This window comes from Arachnia propionica (assembly GCF_003932785.1).
Classification (GTDB): Bacteria; Actinomycetota; Actinomycetes; order Propionibacteriales; family Propionibacteriaceae; genus Arachnia; species Arachnia propionica_B.
In genome coordinates this window covers 1-20,815 of the sequence record NZ_RQYT01000006.1, presented here as the reverse complement: position 1 = coordinate 20,815, position 20,815 = coordinate 1, and the positions used below count along the sequence as shown (strand labels likewise).

Annotated in this window: 19 protein-coding genes; 12 read left to right on the top strand and 7 right to left on the bottom strand. The window is 67.3% G+C overall.

Annotation, left to right across the window (positions count from 1 at the left end; genetic code table 11):
* Positions 1-33: 33 nt before the first annotated feature.
* Genes hrcA through EII35_RS04415 form a run of 3 tightly spaced genes read left to right on the top strand, consistent with a single transcriptional unit; the run spans position 34 to position 2,943 of the window.
* Positions 34-1,041, top strand: a complete 1,008-nt coding sequence (hrcA, locus tag EII35_RS04425; RefSeq protein ID WP_125227261.1) for a heat-inducible transcriptional repressor HrcA — start codon at positions 34-36, stop codon at positions 1,039-1,041.
* 1 nt (position 1,042) lies between these two features.
* Entirely contained in the window at positions 1,043-2,206 is a 1,164-nt protein-coding gene (gene dnaJ / locus EII35_RS04420; RefSeq protein ID WP_125227260.1) for a molecular chaperone DnaJ, read from the top strand.
* Positions 2,203-2,943, top strand: coding sequence for a 16S rRNA (uracil(1498)-N(3))-methyltransferase (locus EII35_RS04415; RefSeq protein WP_125227259.1), 741 nt, complete (start codon positions 2,203-2,205; stop codon positions 2,941-2,943). Before dnaJ ends, EII35_RS04415 begins: the two co-directional genes overlap by 4 nt.
* Here EII35_RS04415 and EII35_RS04410 read toward each other — a convergent pair.
* Complete coding sequence (locus EII35_RS04410; RefSeq protein WP_125227258.1) at positions 2,925-3,788, bottom strand: diacylglycerol/lipid kinase family protein; 864 nt, start codon at positions 3,786-3,788, stop codon at positions 2,925-2,927. The two genes, EII35_RS04415 and EII35_RS04410, sit on opposite strands and share 19 nt — an antisense overlap.
* A gap of 22 nt (positions 3,789-3,810) precedes the next feature.
* Here EII35_RS04410 and tgt point away from each other — a divergent pair, with 22 nt between their 5' ends.
* A complete protein-coding gene (gene tgt, locus EII35_RS04405; protein ID WP_221739677.1) occupies positions 3,811-5,040 on the top strand; it encodes a tRNA guanosine(34) transglycosylase Tgt in 1,230 nt (409 codons plus the stop codon).
* Positions 5,041-5,096: 56 nt separating this feature from the next.
* On the top strand, positions 5,097-6,806 hold the full coding sequence (locus EII35_RS04400) for an NAD-dependent malic enzyme (RefSeq protein WP_125227256.1): 1,710 nt from the start codon (positions 5,097-5,099) through the stop codon (positions 6,804-6,806).
* Here the strand turns inward: EII35_RS04400 and EII35_RS04395 are convergent.
* Positions 6,782-7,456 carry a queuosine precursor transporter gene (locus EII35_RS04395; RefSeq protein ID WP_260465010.1) on the bottom strand — a complete coding sequence of 225 codons (675 nt, stop codon included), beginning with the start codon at positions 7,454-7,456 and terminating at the stop codon, positions 6,782-6,784. The genes EII35_RS04400 and EII35_RS04395 overlap by 25 nt on opposite strands.
* Before the next feature lie 86 nt (positions 7,457-7,542).
* Between EII35_RS04395 and EII35_RS04390 the strand changes: the two genes are divergently transcribed.
* Positions 7,543-7,974: a DUF5709 domain-containing protein gene (locus EII35_RS04390; protein ID WP_125227254.1), complete on the top strand. Its 432-nt coding sequence runs from the start codon at positions 7,543-7,545 to the stop codon at positions 7,972-7,974.
* An 8-nt stretch (positions 7,975-7,982) separates the two neighbouring features.
* Here EII35_RS04390 and rpmF read toward each other — a convergent pair whose 3' ends face one another.
* Positions 7,983-8,162 (bottom strand): 50S ribosomal protein L32, encoded by a 180-nt coding sequence (gene rpmF, locus EII35_RS04385; RefSeq protein WP_124842370.1) that lies wholly within the window; start codon positions 8,160-8,162, stop codon positions 7,983-7,985.
* Between the two features lie 374 nt (positions 8,163-8,536).
* Between rpmF and EII35_RS04380 the strand changes: the two genes are divergently transcribed.
* From EII35_RS04380 to leuA, 5 genes are all read left to right on the top strand, one after another.
* A complete protein-coding gene (locus EII35_RS04380; RefSeq protein WP_125227326.1) occupies positions 8,537-9,463 on the top strand; it encodes a PhoH family protein in 927 nt (308 codons plus the stop codon).
* On the top strand, positions 9,460-9,927 hold the full coding sequence (gene ybeY / locus EII35_RS04375; protein WP_125227253.1) for an rRNA maturation RNase YbeY: 468 nt from the start codon (positions 9,460-9,462) through the stop codon (positions 9,925-9,927). Before EII35_RS04380 ends, ybeY begins: the two co-directional genes overlap by 4 nt.
* A 7-nt stretch (positions 9,928-9,934) precedes the next feature.
* Positions 9,935-11,242: a hemolysin family protein gene (locus EII35_RS04370; protein WP_125227252.1), complete on the top strand. Its 1,308-nt coding sequence runs from the start codon at positions 9,935-9,937 to the stop codon at positions 11,240-11,242.
* Positions 11,235-12,158 (top strand): GTPase Era, encoded by a 924-nt coding sequence (gene era, locus EII35_RS04365; protein WP_125227251.1) that lies wholly within the window; start codon positions 11,235-11,237, stop codon positions 12,156-12,158. The genes EII35_RS04370 and era overlap by 8 nt, the downstream gene beginning before the upstream one ends.
* Positions 12,159-12,419: 261 nt before the next feature.
* The gene (leuA, locus tag EII35_RS04360; RefSeq protein ID WP_125227250.1) at positions 12,420-14,150 is read left to right on the top strand and encodes a 2-isopropylmalate synthase; all 1,731 of its coding nucleotides are present in this window, start codon (positions 12,420-12,422) and stop codon (positions 14,148-14,150) included.
* A 4-nt stretch (positions 14,151-14,154) separates the two neighbouring features.
* Here leuA and EII35_RS04355 read toward each other — a convergent pair whose 3' ends face one another.
* Genes EII35_RS04355 through EII35_RS04340 form a run of 4 tightly spaced genes read right to left on the bottom strand, consistent with a single transcriptional unit; the run spans position 14,155 to position 17,945 of the window.
* The gene (locus EII35_RS04355; protein ID WP_125227249.1) at positions 14,155-14,910 is read right to left on the bottom strand and encodes an iron ABC transporter ATP-binding protein; all 756 of its coding nucleotides are present in this window, start codon (positions 14,908-14,910) and stop codon (positions 14,155-14,157) included.
* Positions 14,907-15,932, bottom strand: a complete 1,026-nt coding sequence (locus EII35_RS04350) for an iron chelate uptake ABC transporter family permease subunit (protein ID WP_125227248.1) — start codon at positions 15,930-15,932, stop codon at positions 14,907-14,909. The genes EII35_RS04355 and EII35_RS04350 overlap by 4 nt, the downstream gene beginning before the upstream one ends.
* Positions 15,925-16,923: an ABC transporter permease gene (locus tag EII35_RS04345; RefSeq protein ID WP_125227247.1), complete on the bottom strand. Its 999-nt coding sequence runs from the start codon at positions 16,921-16,923 to the stop codon at positions 15,925-15,927. The genes EII35_RS04350 and EII35_RS04345 overlap by 8 nt, the downstream gene beginning before the upstream one ends.
* On the bottom strand, positions 16,923-17,945 hold the full coding sequence (locus EII35_RS04340) for a siderophore ABC transporter substrate-binding protein (protein ID WP_125227246.1): 1,023 nt from the start codon (positions 17,943-17,945) through the stop codon (positions 16,923-16,925). The genes EII35_RS04345 and EII35_RS04340 overlap by 1 nt, the downstream gene beginning before the upstream one ends.
* A 563-nt stretch (positions 17,946-18,508) precedes the next feature.
* On the opposite strand from EII35_RS04340, the gene EII35_RS04335 reads away from it, so the two are divergent.
* The gene (locus EII35_RS04335; protein WP_185744161.1) at positions 18,509-20,596 is read left to right on the top strand and encodes a cell wall-binding repeat-containing protein; all 2,088 of its coding nucleotides are present in this window, start codon (positions 18,509-18,511) and stop codon (positions 20,594-20,596) included.
* The last annotated feature ends 219 nt before the right edge of the window (positions 20,597-20,815 follow it).

Sequence of the window (20,815 nt, the reverse complement as noted above, 5' to 3'; positions counted from 1 at the left end):
TCGCAAGGCTCGAGTGCCAAGAGGGAGGTGAGGATGCTCGACGATCGCAAGCTCGAGGTCCTGCGGGCCATCGTCACCGACTACGTGGCCAGCCGGGAGCCGGTCGGTTCCAAGGCCCTCGTGGAGCGGCATCAGCTCGGGGTCTCACCCGCCACGGTCCGCAACGACATGGCTGTGCTGGAGGAGGAGGGCTACATCGCCCAGCCGCACACCAGCGCCGGCCGGATCCCCACGGACAAGGGGTATCGGCTGTTCGTGGACCGTCTCGCCACCATCAAACCCCTGTCGCCGGCGGAACGCAGGGCCATCAACGCCTTCATGGCCGGGGCGCTCGACATCGACGATCTCGTGGCCCGCACCGTCCGGCTCCTGGCGCAGCTGACCCACCAGGTGGCGGTCGTGCAGTACCCCACCACCCAACGCACAACCATCGCGCATGCGGAACTGGTCCAGCTCGTCCCCGGCCGCTTCATGGTCATGGTGGTCAGTTCCACCGGCCGCGTCGACCAGCAGGTCGTCGAACTCCCGGGGCTGAGCAGTGAGGCGACGGCCACGGCCACCGGCAAACTGCGGGAGGCCGTCGTGGGGCGCACCGCGGCCGACGCGGCGAGTCGGCTCGCCCGGGCGCTCGACGAGGTCGAACCCTCGACGCGTGCGGAGATCACGCCGCTGTTCGCCGTCGCCCTCGAACTGCTGGGGGCTGAGCCGGTGGCCCAGGTGCTCGTCGCGGGGGTCCCCAACCTGGCCGGACACTCCTTCGCCTCAGGGCTGCGCCCGCTGCTCGAGGCGTTGGAGGAACAGGTCGTGCTGCTCAGGCTGCTCGACGAGGCCGGCACCGACGACGTGACGGTGAGGATCGGGGCCGAGAACACCGCGGAGGGATTCCAGTCCACCTCCCTCGTCGCGGCCGGCTACTCGGTCGGCCACGATCACACCGCGTCCCTGGGGGTCGTCGGCCCCACACGCATGGACTACCCATCGACCATCGCCTCCGTCCGTGCCGTCGCCCGGTACGTGAGCCGGATCCTCTCGGAAGGCTGACATGAGCAAGGACTACTACGCGATCCTCGGCGTCGATCGAGACGCCACCGGTGAGCAGATCAAGAAGGCCTACCGCAGGCAGGCCATGAAGGTGCATCCCGACGTGGCCCAGGGAGAGGACGCCGCCGAGAAGTTCAAGGAACTCTCGGAGGCATACGAGGTGCTCAGCGATCCGAACAAGCGTTCCGTCTACGACCGCGGCGGCGACCCGATGGGGCGCGGCTTCGGCGGTGGCCCCGGTTTCGGTTCGGCCGGCTTCGGGGGCGGCTTCGACTTCTCCACGATCATGGACGCCATGTTCGGGGCCCAGGCCGCCCGTGGCCCCCGTTCCCGGACCAGTCAGGGGCAGGACGCCCTGGTCCGCGCGCGCCTCGAACTCCACGAGGCCGTGTTCGGCTGCACCAAGCCGATCCGTATCGACACCGCGGTCGTGTGTCCCCGGTGTCAGGGTGGAGGAGCGGAGGCCGACTCCCAGCCGGTCACCTGCACCACCTGTCACGGCCAGGGGGAGGTGACGACCATCCAGCGGAGTTTCCTCGGCGACATCCGCACCGCCCAGCGTTGCCCCGCCTGTCAGGGATTCGGCAGCATCATCCCGCGACCCTGTACGGAGTGTTCCGGTGAGGGAAGGGTCCGCAGCTCCCGCACCATCTCGGTGCGGATCCCCGCCGGGGTCTCCACCGGTATCCGCATCCACCTGGAGGGGCAGGGCGAGGTCGGCCGGGGTGGCGGCCCCGCAGGTGATCTCTACGTGCAGCTCACCGTCAAGGAGCACGACCGGTTCCGTCGCGACGGTGACGACCTCGAACTCGTCGTGACCGTTCCCATGACCGCTGCGGCCCTCGGCACCACCATGGAGGTCACCACGCTCGAGGACGAATGGGAGGACTCTCCGGTGGAGGATCGGAAGATCCTCGTGGAGGTACCGGCGGGAACCCAGTCCGGCGCGCGGATCCCCATCAAGGGACGGGGGGTGCCGAGACTGCGGGGTGGCGGACGCGGCGATCTGGGTATCACCTTCATCGTCGAGACGCCCACGAAGCTCGACGACAAACAGCGCGAACTCCTGTCGCAGTTGGCCACGCTCCGGGACGAGACCCATGTCAAGGCCGATTCGGAGGGTCACGGAGGTTTCCTCAAGTGGCTGAAGGGGACCTTCGGGTGACCGACCCGCTCTTCCTCGGCGACGTCGACGGGGCCGCCGTCGGGGGGATCGTCGAGCTGACCGGCGACGAGGCACGACACGCTGTGACCGTGAAACGCCTCAGGGTGGGAGAGAGCACCCTCATCGCCGACGGCGACGGCCACGCCGTTCGAGGCACGGTGGTCGGGACCGACAAGGCGCTGCTTCGGATCGAGGTGACCGAACTCCTGCAGGCCCCACCGCGCAACCATCGGGTGACGGTGGTCCAAGCGCTGGCGAAGGGGGACCGCGCCGAACTGGCCGTCGAGACCATGACCGAACTCGGCGTGGACGAGATCCTCGCCTGGCAGGCGTCCCGCTCGATCGTGCGCTGGCAGGGAGAGCGGGGCAGCCGATCACTGGCGAAATGGCAGGCCACGGCCCGGGAGGCCGCCAAGCAGTCCCGCCGCTTCACGGTGCCGTCGGTGGGTTTCGCCTCGAGCACCGATGTCACACAGCGGATGAGTGCGGCTGCCGCGGTGCTCGTCCTTCACGAGGACGCGACGACGTGGCTGCGGGAGGTCCTCCTGCCCCCGGCCGGGGAGATCCTGCTGGTGGTGGGGCCGGAGGGTGGGATCAGCCCGGAGGAGATGGCTCGGTTCACGGCCGCCGGGGGCACCCCCGTTCTTCTCAGCGACGGGGTCCTGCGTACCTCGACGGCGGGGGCCGCCGCGCTGGCCCAGCTGGAGGTGCTGCTCGGTCAGGCCGTCGGGTCCTGACACCTCACCTGCAGCGCACCGGGTTCCAACCACACCTCGAGCTTCTGCGCCGGGGGGACCTCGTCGCCGTCGATGTGCACAGCCGTCGGTTCGTCGGTGGTGATGACGATGTGATCGGTCTCCCAGCGGCGCATCTTCCCGAGATCGGCCTTGGAGCGGGTCAGCCCGGCCAGTGCGACCGGGGCCCAGTCCAGCCAGCCGTTGACCCCCAGGTGCATGACGTGGAGGGTGCCGTCGTCCGGGGCGGCGTCGGGGAACATCGCGGCCATGGGGATGTCCCCGACGTTGCCGACGAGGACGGTCCAGGCCTCGACCGGCTCCCCGTTGATCTGCATCGGCAGGGCACTGCGCCCAGCAGTCCCGAGCCCCGCCCTGGCGTACGCCACCCAGCCGATCCGTTCCTTGAGGTCATCACGCACCTCACCGATGGTCTCGGCGTCCCTGCCGATGCCCGTCGCGACGAGGAAGGGCTGCGGTTCGCCGTCGTCCAACCGCACCCAGCCGAGATCCATCGGCCTGGCCGTTCCCCGCAGTGCGATCTCCTTGCCGTCGATGCCGAGGGGCAGGTTGAGGTTGCGAGCGTAGACGCAGGCGGTGCCGGTGGCGAGGATTCCCAGGGGCACACCTGAACCGGCGAGGGCGCCGGCGACGACACGTTGCGTTCCGTCCCCTCCTGCGACGAGCACGGCGGATGCGCCCTCCGCCAACGCCTGCTTCGCCTGCTCCTCGCCGGGGGATTCCGCGGTCGTCTCCCAGAGCCTGACATCGGGGAGGTCGGCGAGTTCGCGGGCCACCGTGGCGCCGTCGTCATGGGTCGGGTTGAAGATGAGCGCAGTGAACGTCATTCCCTCAAGGTACCCTTTCCCGGTGACTTTCGGCTTCGAGGTACGACACAGGGCGGGTCAGCGGGCGCGCGTGGGGGTGATCCGGACCCCCCACGGGGAGATCCACACCCCCGCCTTCATCCCCGTCGGCACGAAGGCCACCGTCAAGGCGGTGCTGCCGGAGACGATGGCCGAGCTCGGGGCCCAGGCCCTGCTCTGCAACGCCTACCACCTGTTCCTCCAACCCGGGTCGGATCTCGTCGACGAGGCGGGCGGGCTGAGCCGGTTCATGAACTGGCCCGGTCCCACCTTCACCGACTCCGGCGGATTCCAGGTGATGAGTCTCGGGGCCGGGTTCAAGAAGGTGCTGGCCATGGACACCACCGGACTCCAGAACGACGACGTCATCGCGGAGGGGAAGACCCGTCGGGCGCACGTCGACGAGGAGGGGGTGACCTTCTTCTCGCACCTCAACGGGGACCGGCTGCGGTTCACCCCCGAGGTGTCGATGCGGATCCAGCACGAGCTGGGGGCCGACGTCATGTTCGCCTTCGATGAGCTCACCACCCTCATGAACACCCGCGAGTACCAGGAGGCGAGCGTCGAGCGGACCCACCGCTGGGCCGTCCGATGCCTGCGTGCCCACGCCCAGCTCACCCGGGAGCGCGTCGACAAGCCCTACCAGGCCCTTTTCGGCGTGATCCAGGGGGCCCAGTACGAGGATCTGCGACGGCACGCGGCCCGGGGGCTCGCGGCGCTGGAGGTCGAGGGTCAACGCTTCGACGGGTTCGGGCTCGGCGGGGCGTTGGAGAAGCAGCGGCTGGGTGAGATCATCGGCTGGATGGTCGACGAGCTGCCGGAGGACCGCCCCCGGCACCTGCTCGGGATCTCGGAGCCGGAGGACCTCTTCGAGGCCGTGGCGGCGGGGGCCGACACCTTCGACTGCGTCAACCCTTCCCGGGTGGCCCGCAACGCGGCGATCTACACCGCCGACGGCCGGTACAACGTCAACACCAGCCGTCACCGACGCTCCTTCACCCCGCTGGAGGAGGGCTGCGACTGCTACACCTGCGGCCACTACACCCGCGCCTACCTCCACCACCTCTTCAAGGCGAAGGAGATGCTCGCCTCCACCCTCGCGACGATCCACAACGAGCGGTTCACGGTCCGGCTCGTCGACTCCATCCGGGAGGCCCTGGCGGCGGGGAGCTTCGAGGAGTTCCGCGACGAGTTCCTGGGACGATACCGTCGGCGAGGGATCCTTGAGCGCTGAGCCCGGGGCGCGTGCGCCGGATTCCCTCCGCCCACGTCCGCTCCTAGACTTGGGCCATGTCCTCGACCGGATATGAGTTCCTGCACACCGGGCGGGGGGAGGTGCTGCGCATCGCGGCGCGGGGCCGCGACGTGCTCAACGACCCCCTGACCAATCTCGGCACCGCCTTCACCCCTGCGCAACGGGAGGCGCTCGGGTTGAACGGGCTGCTCCCACCGGGGCACACCACCCTCGAGACCCAGGCGAGACGGGTCCTGGCGCAGTTGGAGGCCGAACCCAACGATCTCAGCAAGAACCAGTTCCTCCAGGGACTCCACAACCGGAACGAGGTGCTCTTCTACAAGGTCCTCATCGACCACATCGAGGACCTCCTGCCGGTGGTCTACACCCCGACCATCGGGGAGGCCATCAAGGCCTTCTCCAACTACTACCACCGGCCGCGCGGCATCTTCCTCAGCATCGATGACCCCGAGTCGATGGAGGACGCCCTCCAGGTCTACGGCCACGGCCGCGACGACGTCGACCTCATCGTCGTCACCGACTCCGAGGGGATCCTCGGCATCGGGGACCAAGGGGTGGGTGGCATCCAGATCGCCGTCGGGAAACTCGCCGTCTACACCGCCGCCGCGGGGATCCATCCCCGACGGGTGCTGCCGGTGGTGCTCGACGTCGGTACCGACAACCTCGATCTGCTGGCCTACGACGGCTACCTCGGCCTGCGTCATTCCCGGGTCCGTGGGGCCCGCTACGACGAGTTCATCGACCACTTCGTCCAGACCGCGTCGCGGCTGTTCCCGAAGGCGATGATCCACTGGGAGGACTTCGGAGCGGGCAACGCCCATCGCATCCTCGCCAGGTACCACGACGAGATCTGCACCTTCAACGACGACATCGAGGGCACCGCTGCCGTGGTGACGGCGGCGGCGGTGGCGGCGACCCGTCGCAGCGGCGTCCCCCTGTCCGAGCAGCGCATCGTCATCTTCGGTGCGGGTTCCGCCGGGATCGGAATCGCCCACCTGCTGTGCGAGGTGATGAAGGGGGAGGGGGTCGACCTCGCCGACGCCCGCGCCCGGTTCTGGGGGCTGGGAAGCCGGGGTCTGCTGCGGGAGGGGATCCGCATGCGCGACTTCCAGCAGCCCTTCGCCCGCCGGCGCGCGGAACTGGCTGATTGGCGGCTCGACCGGCAGGGAGAGGTCACCCTGCGGGACGTCGTCCGCAACGTCCGCCCCACGATGCTGATCGGAACCTCGGCGCAGCCGGGGGTCTTCGACGAGTCGCTGGTCAGGGAGATGGCCACGCACGTCGCCTCGCCGATCATCATGCCGTTGTCCAACCCCACGTCCCTGGCCGAGGCCCAACCCGCCGACCTCCTGGAATGGACCGCGGGGCGGGCGCTCATCGCCACCGGATCGCCCTTCCCGCCCATCACGCAGGGCGACGTCACCCACCGCATCGCCCAGGCGAACAACGCGCTGGTGTTCCCCGGACTCGGCTTGGGGGTCATCGTCTCGCGGGCCACGCGGGTCACTCCCGGGATGCTCGTGGCCGCGGCCAACGCCGTCGCCGCCCAGGTGGACATCCGCACACCGGGGGCCGGGGTGCTGCCGCCCATGGCGGCGCTGCGGTCGGTTTCCGCCCGGGTGGCACTGGCCGTCGCCCAGGCCGCGGTGCGCGACGGCGTGGCGTGCATCGAGCTCTCCGACCCGGTGCAGCAGGTCCTCGAGGCGATGTGGGAGCCGGCCTATCCCCGCGTCGAGATCGTCTGACCGGGTTCCCGTCGTTTCACCGCGGCGATCACCCGGGTGGTGAGCGGGAGCAGCAACACCTCGACGCCGACCTTGAACACGTACCCGACGACGATGTAGTTGAGCATCGTCGGGGCATCGATCATGCCGCCGAAGGCGATGAGGCAGAACAGGGTGGTGTCGGCGGCCTCGCCCACCACGGTTGATCCCAGCAGCCGCCGCCACAGTCCACCCTCACGACGCTTCAGCCGCACCAGCACCCACGCGTTGAGGAACTGACCGACGAGGTAGCCGATCATGGAGGCCGCGACGATGCGGGGCACGAAACCGAGCACCGCGACGAAGGCCTCCTGGTTGGGCCAGTCGGCGGCGGGCGGGGCGATCCCGACCAGCAGGAAGGTGGTCGACGCCAGCAGGGAGATCCCGAAACCCGCCCAGATCGCGCGGCGCGCACCCTTCATCCCGAACACCTCGGCCAGGACGTCGCCGCAGATGTAGGTGAGTGGGAACAGCAGGGCACCACCGTCGGTGATGATCGGCAGCAGGGGGATGCCGAAGGGCTGCCAGGTGGGGCCGAGAGCGATGAGCTTCGTCGCTGCCACGTTGGAGATGAGCAGCAGCGCGACGAACAGGGTCACGATGAGGTCGTAGTTGCTTCGGGACTGGATCACCCGCGGGATCCTAGACGTTGCACCCCCGATGGTGGAAAGCGAGGAATTCCTGCCCTCCGATGGGTCGGGGTGGCACTATGGAGTGCATGGAAGACATCGTCGACTTCGGAACGGATGACAATCACTCCGAGCAGCTCGACCAGCTGCAGGAGGCGGATTCCCTCATCGACCGCGGCGTGGACGATGTCCTGGACGAGGGCTACACCGCGCCCGAGCGTTGGTCGCCTGCCCAGGGCTTCGGCAACACCGCGGCGGAGATGCGTCAAGGGGAAACCATTGAGCAGCGGTTGGGGCAGGAGCAGCCGGAGGTGAGCCCGGACGACGGCCCGTGGAACCCCGAGGGGGAGCGGCGGGAGGTCGGCCGGGAGCGGGCCGGCAGACTCATGGCGGTTCAGGGTTCAGGACGTGAGGACACCTTGGGGGTCGATGTCGGATTCGCCGGTGGCGCGGCCAGCGCCGAGGAGGCGGCCATGCACATCATCTCCGACGAGGACGCCGACGAACTGGACGGTTTCTGATCCTCCGCTCAGTGGCGCAGATCGTCGACGCTGAGCGCCCCCGACGCGTAGGCGCGCACCAGGCGTCGCGGCACGTTGAAGGTCTCACCGCCCACGCGGATGGGAACGAGGTCCGTCAGAGTCGCCTTCCACTGGGCCCGACGGGAGCGGGTGTTGGAGCGGGACATCTTGCGCTTCGGAACGGCCATCAGTCAGTCTTCCTTCTCGGGGCGGACGCATAATGATAACCGTTCCCGAGGGGTGTGCCAACTCACACCCACGTTCCCGTTGCGGTGTCCTCCCGGGCGACGCCCTCCAAGAGGGCGCGCGGATAGGTGCATCTACTGCGGTCGCCCCGGTGACCCCCCGGCTGTGTTGTCCTCCTCGAACGCACGATCCAGTGCGCTCTTCGTCGTCCGCCTTGCCAAGAGGTCACCGTGACGATCCTCGTCACGATCCCCCATCCGCGCACCCTCTAGACTGAGTGTTCGACTCCCTGATCGGAACAGGGTGAGAGAGGAACACACAGGTGGCAGAACAGGCCAGGTCGGAACGAGTGGTGCAGGTTCCGGCCTCCTTGGACATGGTGTCGCTGCTCGGTCCCCACGACGCCTACCTCAAGGTGCTGGAGGAGCAACTCGCGGCCGAAATCCATGTGCGGGGGCATCAGGTCACCGTCACCGGGACGCCGACGGATGTCGCCCAGGCCGTCGAGGTCATCACCGAACTCATCACGATCGTGCGGACCGGGCAGGGGCTGGCGGAGGAGACGGTCGAGCGGGTCATCTCCCTGGCGTCCGACGAGGTGCGTCCCTCGGAGGTGCTGACGGCCGACATCATCTCGACCCGCGGCCGCACCGTCCGACCCAAGACCCTCAACCAGAAACGCTACGTCGACGCGATCGACCGGCACACCGTCGTGTTCGGGATCGGACCTGCCGGAACCGGCAAGACCTACCTGGCCATGGCCAAGGCGGTGCAGGCCCTCCAGATGAAGGAGGTGAGTCGCATCATCCTGACCCGGCCCGCCATCGAGGCGGGGGAGAAGTTGGGCTTCCTCCCCGGCACCCTCACGGACAAGATCGACCCGTACCTGCGGCCCCTCTACGACGCCCTCCACGACATGGTCGACCCGGAGGCTGTTCCGAAGCTGCTGACCTCCGGCACCATCGAGGTCGCGCCGCTGGCCTACATGCGTGGGCGCACCCTCAACGACGCCTTCATCATCCTCGACGAGGCGCAGAACACCTCCAGCGAGCAGATGAAGATGTTCCTCACCCGGCTGGGCTTCGGCTCAAAGGTCGTCGTGACGGGGGACATCACCCAGGTGGACCTGCCCGGCGGGGTGCGCAGTGGTCTGCGACAGGTCACGCAGATCCTCGACGGGGTGGAGGACATCGCCTTCTGCACCCTCACGGCCCGCGATGTCGTGCGGCACAAACTGGTGGGCCGGATCGTCGCGGCCTACGATCAGTTCGACAGCATCCAGGAGCCGAGGGGGAGGCGATGATCGACATCAACAACGAGTCCGGGGTCGAGGTCGATGAGCTGGGCCTCGTCGCCCTTGCCCGGTTCGCGCTGGAGCGGCTCCGGATCCATCCCCAGGCGGATCTGTCCATCCTACTGGTCGACGAGCGGACCATGGAGGACTACCACGTCCGGTTCATGGATCTGCCCGGACCGACCGACGTCATGAGCTTCCCCATGGATGAGCTGCGGGCGCCCGCCGAGGACGAGGACCCGCCGCTCGGCCTGCTGGGGGACATCGTGCTGTGCCCCCAGGTGACGGCCCGCCAGGCCGCGGAGAACGGACGTGAACCCGGTGCGGAGGCCGAGTACCTCCTCATCCACGGCCTGCTGCACCTGCTCGGCCACGACCACGCGGAGCCCGAGGAGAAGGCCATCATGTTCGGCCTCAACGACCGGATCATCGCGGCCTGGGAGCTGGCCCGGGCGAAGCGGCCCCAGGGCTGAGTGACCGATGACCGAGACCCACTGGATCGAACTGGCGGTGGCGCTGGGTTGCGGACTGTTCGCCTCCTACCTGGTCGCCGTCGAGACCGCCCTGACGCGTTTCTCCCGGGCACGGGCGGAGAGCATGGTGGAGGCCGGCATCCCGGGGGCCGAGCGGATCCGGCTCATCGCGGAGGATCCCGCCCCGTCGATCAACGCCGTGATGTTCGCCCGGATGTTCCTCGAGGCGACGACCATGTCGCTCGTCGCGCTCGTGGTGTTCAGCCACCTCGGTGGGGAGTTGTCGAGCCTGGCGCTGCTGGTGGGCATTCTGCTCGTGGTCTTCTTCATCCTCTGGGGGGTGGCGCCGCGGACCCTCGGGCGGCAGCACTCGGAGGGGCTGATGCGTCTCTCCGCCCGACTCGTCTCGCTGCTGACCACCATCCTGGGGCCGGTCGCCCAACTGATGATCCTGCTCGGCAATGCCATCACCCCCGGGCGAGGCTTCACCGACGGTCCCTTCGCCTCCGAGGCCGAACTGCGGGACCTGGTCAACATCGCGGAGGCACAGGAGGTCATCGAGGCCAGGGAGTCGAAGATGATCCACTCCGTCTTCGAGCTGGGGGACACCCTGGTCAAGGAGGTCATGGTTCCCCGCACCGACATGGTGTGGGTGCCCAGTGACCGCACGTTGCGGCAGCTGCTGTCCCTCGCCCTGCGCTCCGGTTTCTCCCGCATCCCCGTCGTCGGTGAGGGCGGGATCGACGATGTGCTGGGCGTGGTCTACCTCAAGGACGTGACCCGCCGCGTCTACGACTTCCCCGACGCGGAGCGCAACGAGACCGTCGGGGACCTCATGCGCCCCGCCAGTTTCGTCCCGGACTCGAAGCCCGCAACCGAACTGCTGAGGGACATGCAGCTCAACCACAGCCACCTCGTGATCGTCATCGACGAGTTCGGTGGCACGGCGGGCCTGTGCACGATGGAGGACATCGTGGAGGAGATCGTGGGGGAGATCGTCGACGAGTACGACCACGAGATCCCAGCCGTGGCCGAGGTGCCCGGGACGGGCCAGTACCGGGTGTCCTCCCGCCTGCCCCTCGACGAGCTGGGGGAACTGTTCGACCTCCGCCTCGACGACGAGGACGTCGGCACGGTCGGTGGCCTCATGGCCAAGCTGCTCAACGTCGTCCCCATCCCCGGCTCCCGCGTCGTGCACCAGGGCATCGAGATGGTGGCCGACCGTGCGGTCGGCCGACGGCACCAGGTGGGGACCGTGCTCGTGAGGCTGGTCCCCGAGGACAACGACGAGCGAAACGAGGACACCGATGACTGACACCTTCCGTTCCGGCTTCGCCTGCTTCGTCGGGCGCCCCAACGCCGGGAAGTCGACGCTGACGAACGCCCTCGTCGGGCAGAAGATCGCCATCGCGTCGTCGAAACCCCAGACGACCCGGCACGCCGTCCGCGGGATCATCACCCGCCCCGACGGACAGCTGGTCCTCATCGACACCCCCGGCCTCCACCGCCCCCGGACGCTGCTGGGGGAGCGGCTCAACGATCTCGTGCGGGAGACGTGGTCCGAGGTGGACGTGGTGGGCGTGTGTCTTCCGTGCGATCAACGCATCGGGCCCGGGGACCGCTACATCGTCACCCAGATCGCCGAGTTGGCGAACCGTCCCCAGCTGGTCGCCTTGGCCACGAAGACGGACCTCGTCACCAAGGAGCGCGTGCTGTCCCACCTGGTCGACATCTCGGCCCTCGCGGACGAGCTCGGGATCTCCTGGGCGGAGGTCGTCCCCTGCTCCGCGGTGGCGCACGACCAGGTCGACACGGTGCGAGACGTCCTGCTGCGGCTGCTCCCGGAGGGGCCCATGTACTACCCCGACGGGGAGGTCACCGATGAGCCCGAGGAGACCCTCATCGCGGAGTTGATCCGGGAGGCGGCCCTGGAGGGGGTCCGTGACGAGCTGCCCCACTCCATCGCCGTCGTCATCGACGAGATCCTGCCCCGGCCCGACCGCCCCGAGGACCGTCCCCTGCTGGACGTGTTCGCATCCATCGTCGTGGAACGGGAATCGCAGAAGGGGATCATCATCGGTCACAAGGGATCACGGCTGCGGGAGATCGGGACGGCCGCGCGCCTGCAGATCAATCGTTTGCTCGGCACGCCCGTGCACCTGCACCTGCACGTCAAGGTGCTCAAGGAATGGCAACGGGACACCAAGTACCTCAATCGGCTGGGTTTCTGAGCGAGGCGGTGTGCGGCCCGTGATCCTGCCACGTCCTCGCGCTTGGTGCGTCGTCTCCATTCGGAGGGGAAGGACGATCGGAGTCGTTGCTGGGGTGACCAGAGGGCTTGATCCCAGCCCCGCTCGCCGCTAGCCTGCTCCTCGTGGCTCCTTCACACCTGCTCCTTGGATGCCGCAGCGAGGCCCCGTCCTGATTCATCGGCCAGCCTCCTCGCTGCGGAGCCCCTGTGTGCCTGGCACCCACCCAGCAAGGAGTGACCCATGACCCGGATCCAACCCAAGCCCACCCAGTCCGCCACCAGCATGCCGGTGCACCGCTACCGTGCCTTCGAACCGGTGGTGGTGCCGGATCGCACCTGGCCCGATCAGCGCATCGTCAAGGCGCCCCGGTGGTTGTCCACCGATCTGCGCGACGGCAACCAGGCCCTCATCGATCCGATGACCCCAAGCCGCAAGATGCGGATGTTCGAGCTGCTGGTCTCGTTGGGGTACAAGGAGATCGAGGTGGGGTTCCCCTCGGCCTCCCAGACCGACTTCGACTTCGTCCGGCAGCTCATCGAGGGCGGGCATGTCCCCGACGACGTCACCATCTCGGTGCTGACCCAGGCCCGGGAGGATCTCATCTCCCGCACCGCCGAGTCCCTGGTGGGGGCGCAACGCGCGACCATTCACATGTACAACGCCACGGCGGAGCTGTTCCGTCGCGTGGTGTTCAACATCGACGAGTCCCAGTGCATCGCAATGGCCACCCGGGGCACCGAACTGGTGATGCGCTACGCGGAACGTCACCTGGGTGACGTCGAGTTCGGTTATCAGTACAGCCCTGAGATCTTCACCCAGACCCCGACGGATTTCGCCGTCGAGGTGTGCAACGCCGTCGCGGACGTGTGGCAGCCGGGGCCCGAGCGGGAGATCATCTTCAATCTTCCGGCCACCGTGGAACGTTCCACCCCCAACACCTATGCCGACCAGATCGAGTACTTCTGCCGCCACGTGAGGAACCGCGAACACGTCGCCGTCTCCCTGCACCCCCACAACGACCGGGGCACCGCGGTCGCCGCCGCGGAGCTCGGCCAGATGGCGGGGGCGGATCGGGTGGAGGGATGCCTGTTCGGTCACGGGGAACGCACCGGCAATGTCGATCTGGTGACCCTGGCCCTCAACCTGTACACCCAGGGTGTCGATCCGGAACTGGACTTCCATGACATCGACCACGTCAGGCGCACCGTCGAGTACTGCACCGGTCTGCCGGTCCACCCGCGGCACCCCTACGCTGGTGATCTGGTGTACACGGCCTTCTCCGGCTCCCACCAGGACGCCATCAAGAAGGGGCTGGAGCATCTGGAACGGGAGGCAGCCGCGGTGGGGCGCAAGGTCTCCGAGATCGAGTGGGAGGCCCCCTACCTGCCGATCGATCCCCACGACGTCGGCCGGACCTACGAGGCCGTGATCCGGGTCAACTCCCAGTCCGGCAAGGGAGGCATCGCCTACCTCATGAAGACCGAGGCGAGGATGGACCTGCCGCGTCGGTTGCAGATGGAGTTCAGCCGGGTCGTCCAGGCACACACGGATTCGCGCGGTGGGGAGGTGTCACCCAAGGAGATCGTGGATCTGTTCGCCACGGAGTACCTGGGGGAGGGCCAGTGGGGCCTCACCCATGCCGGTTCCTCCTCCACCAACGGTGAGTTCCACGTCCGGGCGACCGTCAATGAACCGAGCGGACAGGACGTCGTCATCGAGGGAGAGGGCAACGGACCGGTGTCCGCCTTCGTCGACGCCCTGGCCGAGATCGGGGCACGGGTCCGGGTGCTGGACTACTCCGAGCACGCGCTGGACTCGGGCGGGGATGCCCAGGCGGTGGCCTATGTCGAGTGCGAGATCGGGCAGGGCGACGAGGCACAGGTGCTGTGGGGTGTCGGGGTCGACGGCTCGATCACCAGCGCTTCGATGAAGGCGATCCTGTCCGCGCTCAACCGCAGTCAGCGTTCCTGAAGGGTCAGTGGTAGACGGCCACCGGCCCCTTGGGACCCTCGAGGATCTCGACCGGTGTCTCGAAGATCTCCGTCAGGAGGTCGGCGCGGATGAGTTCCTCGGGGGACCCCATCGCTGCCACGGTCCCGTTCTTCATCGCGATGATGGTGTCGGCGTAGCTCGCTGCGAAGTTGATGTCGTGGACGACGATGACGATGGTTCGTCCCAGTTCGGTCGCGGCCCGTTTGAGGTGGTGCATCATCTGGACCGAGTGCGCCATGTCCAGATTGTTCAGGGGCTCATCCAGCAGCAGGTACTGGGTGTCCTGGGCCAGAACCATGGCGACGTAGGCTCGCTGCCGCTGACCCCCGGACAACTCATCGATGAACCGCTCGGCGAGGGGTTCCAACTGGAGGAAGGAGATGGCCTTCTCGATGATCTCGACATCTGTCGGGGTGAGGCGCCCACTGCTGTGGGGGAAGCGGCCGAAACCCACCAACTGTCTGACGGTCAAGCGCATGACGAAGTGGTTCTCCTGCCTCAGGATCGACAGGACCTTGGCCAGCTCCTTCGAACGGGTGGTCGCCACGTTGAGTCCACCCACCTCGATGGTGCCGCCGTCCAGGCCGAGCAGGCGCCCGATCATGGTCAGCAGGGTGGACTTACCGGCTCCGTTCGGCCCGATGAGGGCCGTGATGCCGCCACTCGGGATCTCGAGTTCGACGGGGCCGATCGCGGTCTCGGCGCTGTAGGTCTTGACGGCTCCGCCAACCTTGATCACAGTCGTCCCTTTCGCAGCAGATGGATGAGGAAGAAGGTGCCGCCGACGGCCTCGATGATGACCCCGACGGTTCCCTGCGCGTAGAAGATGTGGCGCAGGGTGAAGTAGGCGCCGCCGAGCACGACGATCCCCAGGCACCAGGCCATCGGGAGCACGTAACGGTGCTCGTGGGTGTCGGCGAGCTGGTAGGCCCCCATGGCGATGAGGAAGCCGAGGAAGGACATCGGCCCGATGAGGGAGGTGGAGACCGCCATGAGGACAGCGGTGAGGAGCAGGATCCGCCGCGATTGCTGGGGATGATCCAGCCCCAGCGTGGTGGCAACCCCTCGACCCAGCGCGAGGACGTCCAGTCGGCGTGACATGAGCAGCAGCGCTCCTCCGGCGCCTGCGGCGAGCGGGAGGGCCAGGCCGAGCTGACTGACATCCGCATTCGAGAGGTTGCCGATGAGGCGGGCGGTGAGGAGATCGAACTCACTGGGGGTCAGCAATCTGGCCATGTACGTCGACAGGGCTCCCAGACCGGTCCCGATGATGATGCCGACGAGCAGGGTCTGGTGGATGTTGCCGCGTTCACCGGTCAGCAGCCAACCGAAGAGGATGGCGGCGAACAGGACCATGAGACCGACCTGGAGCACGTACTGCCATGGCCCATCCGTGACAGAGAGGCCAGCGACCCCGAAGAAGTAGACGCTGGCGGTCTGCACCAGCCGGTAGAGCGACTCGAAACCCATGATGGAGGGCGTGATGATGCGGTTGGCGGTGATGGTCTGGAAGGCGACGGTGGCGATTGCCTGGCACCACGTGACCACGAGGATGACGGCGATCGCATTGGCCCGCAGACCGGCGACCCGCCAGAAACCCTCCGAACCCACGGGAAGAGGGTTGGACCAGGAGAGGATGCCGAAGCAGACCGCGATGGACAAGACGATGAGCACGCCGAGCAGTACCCAGTACCGTCGCGCCTGCCGCGCGGTGCTGAAGGCACCGTGACGTGGTGCCGTCGGGATCGTCGTCTCAGCCATGGCGACGCTGCCTCAGGACGAGCAGGACGAACACGACAGCTCCCAGTATCGACAGAATCGTGCCCACAGGGACCTCGAACGGCATGATGACGAGGCGTCCGATGATGTCGCACAGGGTGACTGTCGCAGCACCCAGCAGCGCCACCCATGGCAGGTTGGACCGGAGGTGGTCGCCCCGCCACAGTGACACGATGTTGGGAACGATGAGGCCGAGGAACGGCAGGTTGCCGATGACCACTGTGATGATGCCGGTGGTGGCGGCGATCATCCCGGTGCCGAGAAGGACCACACGGTGATGATTGACCCCGACGGTGGTGGCGACGTCCTTGCCGAGACCGGCGATGGTGAAGCGATCGGCGACGATGAAGATCCCCGCCATCACGAAGGCCACCGCCCAGACCGGTTCGTACTGACCCTGGATGCTTGCCGAGAACGACCCCATGAACCAGACGCTGAGGGTCTGCAGCAGATTGGTCGCCAGGGCGATGAAGGTGGACACCGCACCCACGACAGCACCCAGCATGATGCCGATGATGGGGACGATCATGGCGGAACGGAGCTTGACTCCCTGAAGCACCAGGAAGAAGATCATCGTTCCCACGAAGCTGAAAAGAACGGCGATGATCATCTTCAGCAACAGCGGTGCGCCGGGGAGAACGACCAGGACCAGCAGCAGCCCGAGGCCAGCCCATTCCGTCGTGCCGGCGGTGGTGGGTTCGACGAAGCGGTTCTGGGTGATCTGCTGCATCACCAGGCCCGCCATCGCCATGGAGGCGCCGGCCAGGAGCAGGGAGACCGTTCTGGGGATCCGGATGATGCTGAACATCTGGGCTCCGTCCTCGGCCCCGAGGACGTCGTAGACCCCGATGAGCAGGGAACACACGGCGAGACCGATGGTCGCGAGCAGGGCCAGCAGCAGCCCGGGCGTGAAGGTGCGGGGCAGGGTTCCGCCGGGGACCCGCTGAGGGCCCCCGGCGGATGAGGTCAGCATCACGCAGACTTCTCCATGGCGTCAGCAAGGGCGTTGAAGAACTCCGTGTAGGTCTGGATGCCCTCGTTGAGGTAGGTGTCGTTCGGCATGTAGATGATCTGCTGTTTCTGGACCGCGGTCACATTCTGCAGCGCGGCGGAATCGGCGAGGACCTTCGACGCGGGGACGGCCTCGGTGCCGTCAGGCCCGCCAACGGCGGCGTCACGGTCCATGACCAGGATCCAGTCAGGGTTCGAGGCGGCGATGGCCTCGACGGAGATCTCGTCACCCTGGTGGTCGCTGGATCCCTCGGTTTCCAGGGATGGGGTGAGTCCGAGCTCCTTGAAGACCGGGCCGAGCGTGCGTCCCGAACCCGGAGCGGCGTAGTTCACCTTGCCTCCGGAGGTGATGACGGCCATGACCTTCTGGTCCTGCTTGTATGCCGCCTTGACGCGGGCGACGGCCTTGTCGTAGTCCTCGATCAGGGCCTTGGCCTCGGCGTCCTTGCCGAAGACCTGCCCCGCCAGGGTGATCTGCCGTTTGAGTTCGTCACCGAGCGGCTTCTCCGTGTCAATGTCCGAATCGATGAGAGCCGCCTCCGGTAGAAGCTGCTTGAGCTGGTCATAGTGGTTCGCGAAGCGTTGCCCGTTGAGGATGAGATCCGGGTTGGCTGCGACCGCCAGTTCGAGGTTGGGCTCTCGATGGTTGCCGAGGTCGACGATGGACTCGTCGGTGGCGTAGGGGGAGTCCGGGGACATGATGGCCTTCGGCGCGGCGCTGAGCTTCACACCCCAGTCACTGAGGGTCTCGAACAGTCGGTTGTCGGTCACGATCACGGAGTCGATCTCGGTCGGGACAGTGATCTGGTTCCCTCTGCTGTCGACCACGGTGACGGCTTCGGACCCGGCCCGGCTGGCGGAGGAGGCCGCCGGGGAGGTCGCGGCAGGGGTGGACGAGCTGGGAGTGCTGTTCGATGCCTGGCAGGCGCTGAGCGCGAGCCCGGAGGCGATGAGGGCAGCGAGCATATGGTTCGTACGACGCATGTGGTCTCCTGAGGGCGTCTTTTTTGTCAAGGAAAGCCTAACCTTAAGAGGGCGCGCGGATAGGTGCATCTACTGCGGTCGCCCCGGTGTCCCCCCTGGCTGTGTTGTCCTCCTCGAACGCACGATCCAGTGCGCTCTTCGTCGTCCGCCTTGCCATGAGGTCACCGTGACGATCCTCGTCACGATCCCCCTATCCGCGCACCCTCTAAGGCGTTGAGCGAATGGTTCGAAATTGACCTCTCGGCGTGGTGTCGGATGGTTGAGGGGGCGGTTGTGTGGTGTCCACCCCGTGGCGTGGCCGTGGATCTTGGCAGAGTGCCTTGTCCCTCGCGGGTCCCGGGGTGTGGTCGCCCGGCTGTCGGACTTGTTGCTGTGAGGAATGTGGGTGGAACCGGTAAGGATGCGGTGATCGACCGCGGCTGCCGATAGTTGTCATCCTTTTGGAGGGCAAACCTCAAGTTGTTCTTGAATCTCCGCTGACGGTGTCCGGGCCGGTGCGTGCTGAGATGGGCCCCGTGATCGACAGAGCAGGAACAATTAATCACCGAGCCGTGGCGCTGTGCATGGCCATTGCGCTCGCGGTTCTCGGGCTGGCTGCCGCAGCGCCGAGTGCCCGCGCAGAGCTGAACAGCAAGAAACCCCCGAGGGAGTTCATCTCATGGGTCGTACCGATGGCACAACGTGGAGAACGCGACTTCGGCGTCCCGACCTCCGTCGCCATCGCGCAGGCGATCCTCGAGTCCGGCTGGGGAGGATCCCGGTTGACCCGTGAGGCGAACAGCTTCTTCGGCATCAAGTGTCACAAGCGGACCAGCCCCTACCAGAACGGCTGCTACGAGATCGAGACCCGGGAGTACGACGCAGCAGGCAATCCCAGGGTCGAGGTGGCGAGGTTCCGAAGCTACGCCACCCCGGCGGATTCGTTCCTCGACCACGGTCATTTCCTGCGCAACAACAGTCGCTATCGGGCCGCCTTCGACCACCAGACGAACCCCGAGAGGTTCATCCATGAGGTGCACAAGGCCGGATACGCCACGGATCCCGGCTATGCCAGTCTCGTGATCCAGATCATGCACCAGTACGACCTGAAGCAGTACGACCTCACGAAGCACTCGACACGCCCCTTGGCGCCGTCGGTCTTCGGAAAACTCGATCGCAGCGCCAAGGTCGGGACCACGCAGAAGTTCATCGTGAGCGTCCACGGGGACCCGGATGGCCACATCAGCTGGCAGGTCTCGCGGAACGGCAACGACTGGAGCGAGGTCCAGGCAGCGAGCGTGGCGAAGGTCTACAAGAGCACCTACCAACGACGGGTCACGGCCGCCGACAACGGGCTCCGGATCCGCGCCGTGGTCTCCAGCTCCGGGGGAACGGCCTCGGCGGAGGGACGTCTCAAGGTGGCGGGTGGAACCTCCGTCATGGAGCCGATTCGCACGGCGATCGTCCGGCACGGCGGTGCGGACCGCTACGAGGTCGCGGTGAACATTTCCCGGGCCAGGCACCGCGACGGCGCCGGGGTTGCCGTGCACGTCGCCTCCGGTGAGGCGTTCCCCGATGCCCTGACGGGTGCCGCCGTTGCCGCCAAGGATGGCGGGGTGCTGCTCCTGGTGGAGAAGAACCGGATCCCCGACGTGGTCAAGAAGGAACTGCGGCGACTGGCCCCGTCGAGGATCAGCGTGCAGGGCGGATACGGCGTCGTCTCGGAGCAGGTGCTGAGGGAACTGCGGGCCATCACCGGCGCCACGGTCCATCGCAACGGTGGTGCCGACCGCTACGAGGTGGCGATCGCCACCGCGCGCCATGCCTTCCCCAAGGGGGCGGACACGGTCTTCCTGGCCAAGGGCAGCGACTTCCCGGATGCACTGTCCGCCGCCACCCTGTTCTCCCGCCACAAGGGCCCGGTCCTCCTGACCACCACCCAGCGGGGGATGGAGGCACCGACCCTTCAGGCCATGCGCGACCTTCGTGTCAAGCGGGTCTTCGTGCTCGGCGGCACCGGTGCGGTCCCCGAACGTGATGTCACCGCCCTCAGAAGGATGGGGGTCGAGGTCACCAGACTCGGTGGACCTGACCGTTACGAGGTGTCGTTGGCAGCCGCTCAGCACCAGTTCCCCAAGGGGAGCGAGACCGTCTACATCGCCACCGGGAAACAGTTCCCAGACGGCTTGGCGCTCGGTCCGCTCGTGGCCACGGAACCGGGGCCGCTGCTTCTGGTGCCCACACACTGCGTCCCGAACTCGATCGTCGAGCATCTCAGGGCCCACCCGCCCCGGCGCATCGTCATCGCGGGTGGACATGCTGCCGTGACGGCGAACGTCGAGATCCTTCGTCCCTGCTCCTCAGCCTCGCCCGGCGGCCTGCCGACTGAGCACCAGGGACATACCGATGACGGTGACCCCGATGGCGATCCACTGGCCGAGGCCGGGCCACGCCCCGAGTCCCGGCAGACCGACCTCGACGGCGACGAGTGGGCTCACGGCCAGGCCGAGGAGGGAGACGAAGGAGGCGCCCTCACGAGCCAGGAGCCGGTGCTGGAGGAGGTACACGGGGACGTAGACGACCACACCCAGGACGAACAGGGCCAGCAGGGCGGTGGGAGAGAGGATGGCACCGAGCAGGGCCTCGACCAGCGCCCAGACGAGGAGGGGTGAGACGCCGAAGGCGTAGATGGGCAGGATCACCGGGATCATGCTGCCTTGATGGTCGCGTGTGAGGGCGGCGAAACGGATGGTGTAGTAAGAGGGCGCGCGGATAGGTGCATCTACTGCGGTCGCCCCGTTGACCCCCCGGCCGTGTTGTCCTCCTCGAACGCACGATCCAGTGCGCTCTTCGTCGTCCGCCTTGCCAAGGGGCCACCGTGCCGATCCTCG

What these genes read in the sequence shown, in the direction of transcription:
- EII35_RS04400 (WP_125227256.1), top strand. Translation starts at nt 5,097, where the DNA reads ATGTCCTCGACCGGATATGAGTTCCTGCACACCGGGCGGGGGGAGGTG.
- hrcA (WP_125227261.1), top strand. Translation starts at nt 34, where the DNA reads ATGCTCGACGATCGCAAGCTCGAGGTCCTGCGGGCCATCGTCACCGAC.
- EII35_RS04380 (WP_125227326.1), top strand. Translation starts at nt 8,537, where the DNA reads ATGGTGTCGCTGCTCGGTCCCCACGACGCCTACCTCAAGGTGCTGGAG.
- EII35_RS04350 (WP_125227248.1), bottom strand. Translation starts at nt 15,932, where the DNA reads ATGGCTGAGACGACGATCCCGACGGCACCACGTCACGGTGCCTTCAGC.
- era (WP_125227251.1), top strand. Translation starts at nt 11,235, where the DNA reads ATGACTGACACCTTCCGTTCCGGCTTCGCCTGCTTCGTCGGGCGCCCC.
- EII35_RS04410 (WP_125227258.1), bottom strand. Translation starts at nt 3,788, where the DNA reads ATGACGTTCACTGCGCTCATCTTCAACCCGACCCATGACGACGGCGCC.
- EII35_RS04340 (WP_125227246.1), bottom strand. Translation starts at nt 17,945, where the DNA reads ATGCGTCGTACGAACCATATGCTCGCTGCCCTCATCGCCTCCGGGCTC.
- EII35_RS04335 (WP_185744161.1), top strand. Translation starts at nt 18,509, where the DNA reads ATGGCCATTGCGCTCGCGGTTCTCGGGCTGGCTGCCGCAGCGCCGAGT.
- leuA (WP_125227250.1), top strand. Translation starts at nt 12,420, where the DNA reads ATGACCCGGATCCAACCCAAGCCCACCCAGTCCGCCACCAGCATGCCG.
- EII35_RS04390 (WP_125227254.1), top strand. Translation starts at nt 7,543, where the DNA reads ATGGAAGACATCGTCGACTTCGGAACGGATGACAATCACTCCGAGCAG.
- EII35_RS04345 (WP_125227247.1), bottom strand. Translation starts at nt 16,923, where the DNA reads ATGCTGACCTCATCCGCCGGGGGCCCTCAGCGGGTCCCCGGCGGAACC.
- ybeY (WP_125227253.1), top strand. Translation starts at nt 9,460, where the DNA reads ATGATCGACATCAACAACGAGTCCGGGGTCGAGGTCGATGAGCTGGGC.
- rpmF (WP_124842370.1), bottom strand. Translation starts at nt 8,162, where the DNA reads ATGGCCGTTCCGAAGCGCAAGATGTCCCGCTCCAACACCCGCTCCCGT.
- dnaJ (WP_125227260.1), top strand. Translation starts at nt 1,043, where the DNA reads ATGAGCAAGGACTACTACGCGATCCTCGGCGTCGATCGAGACGCCACC.
- EII35_RS04370 (WP_125227252.1), top strand. Translation starts at nt 9,935, where the DNA reads ATGACCGAGACCCACTGGATCGAACTGGCGGTGGCGCTGGGTTGCGGA.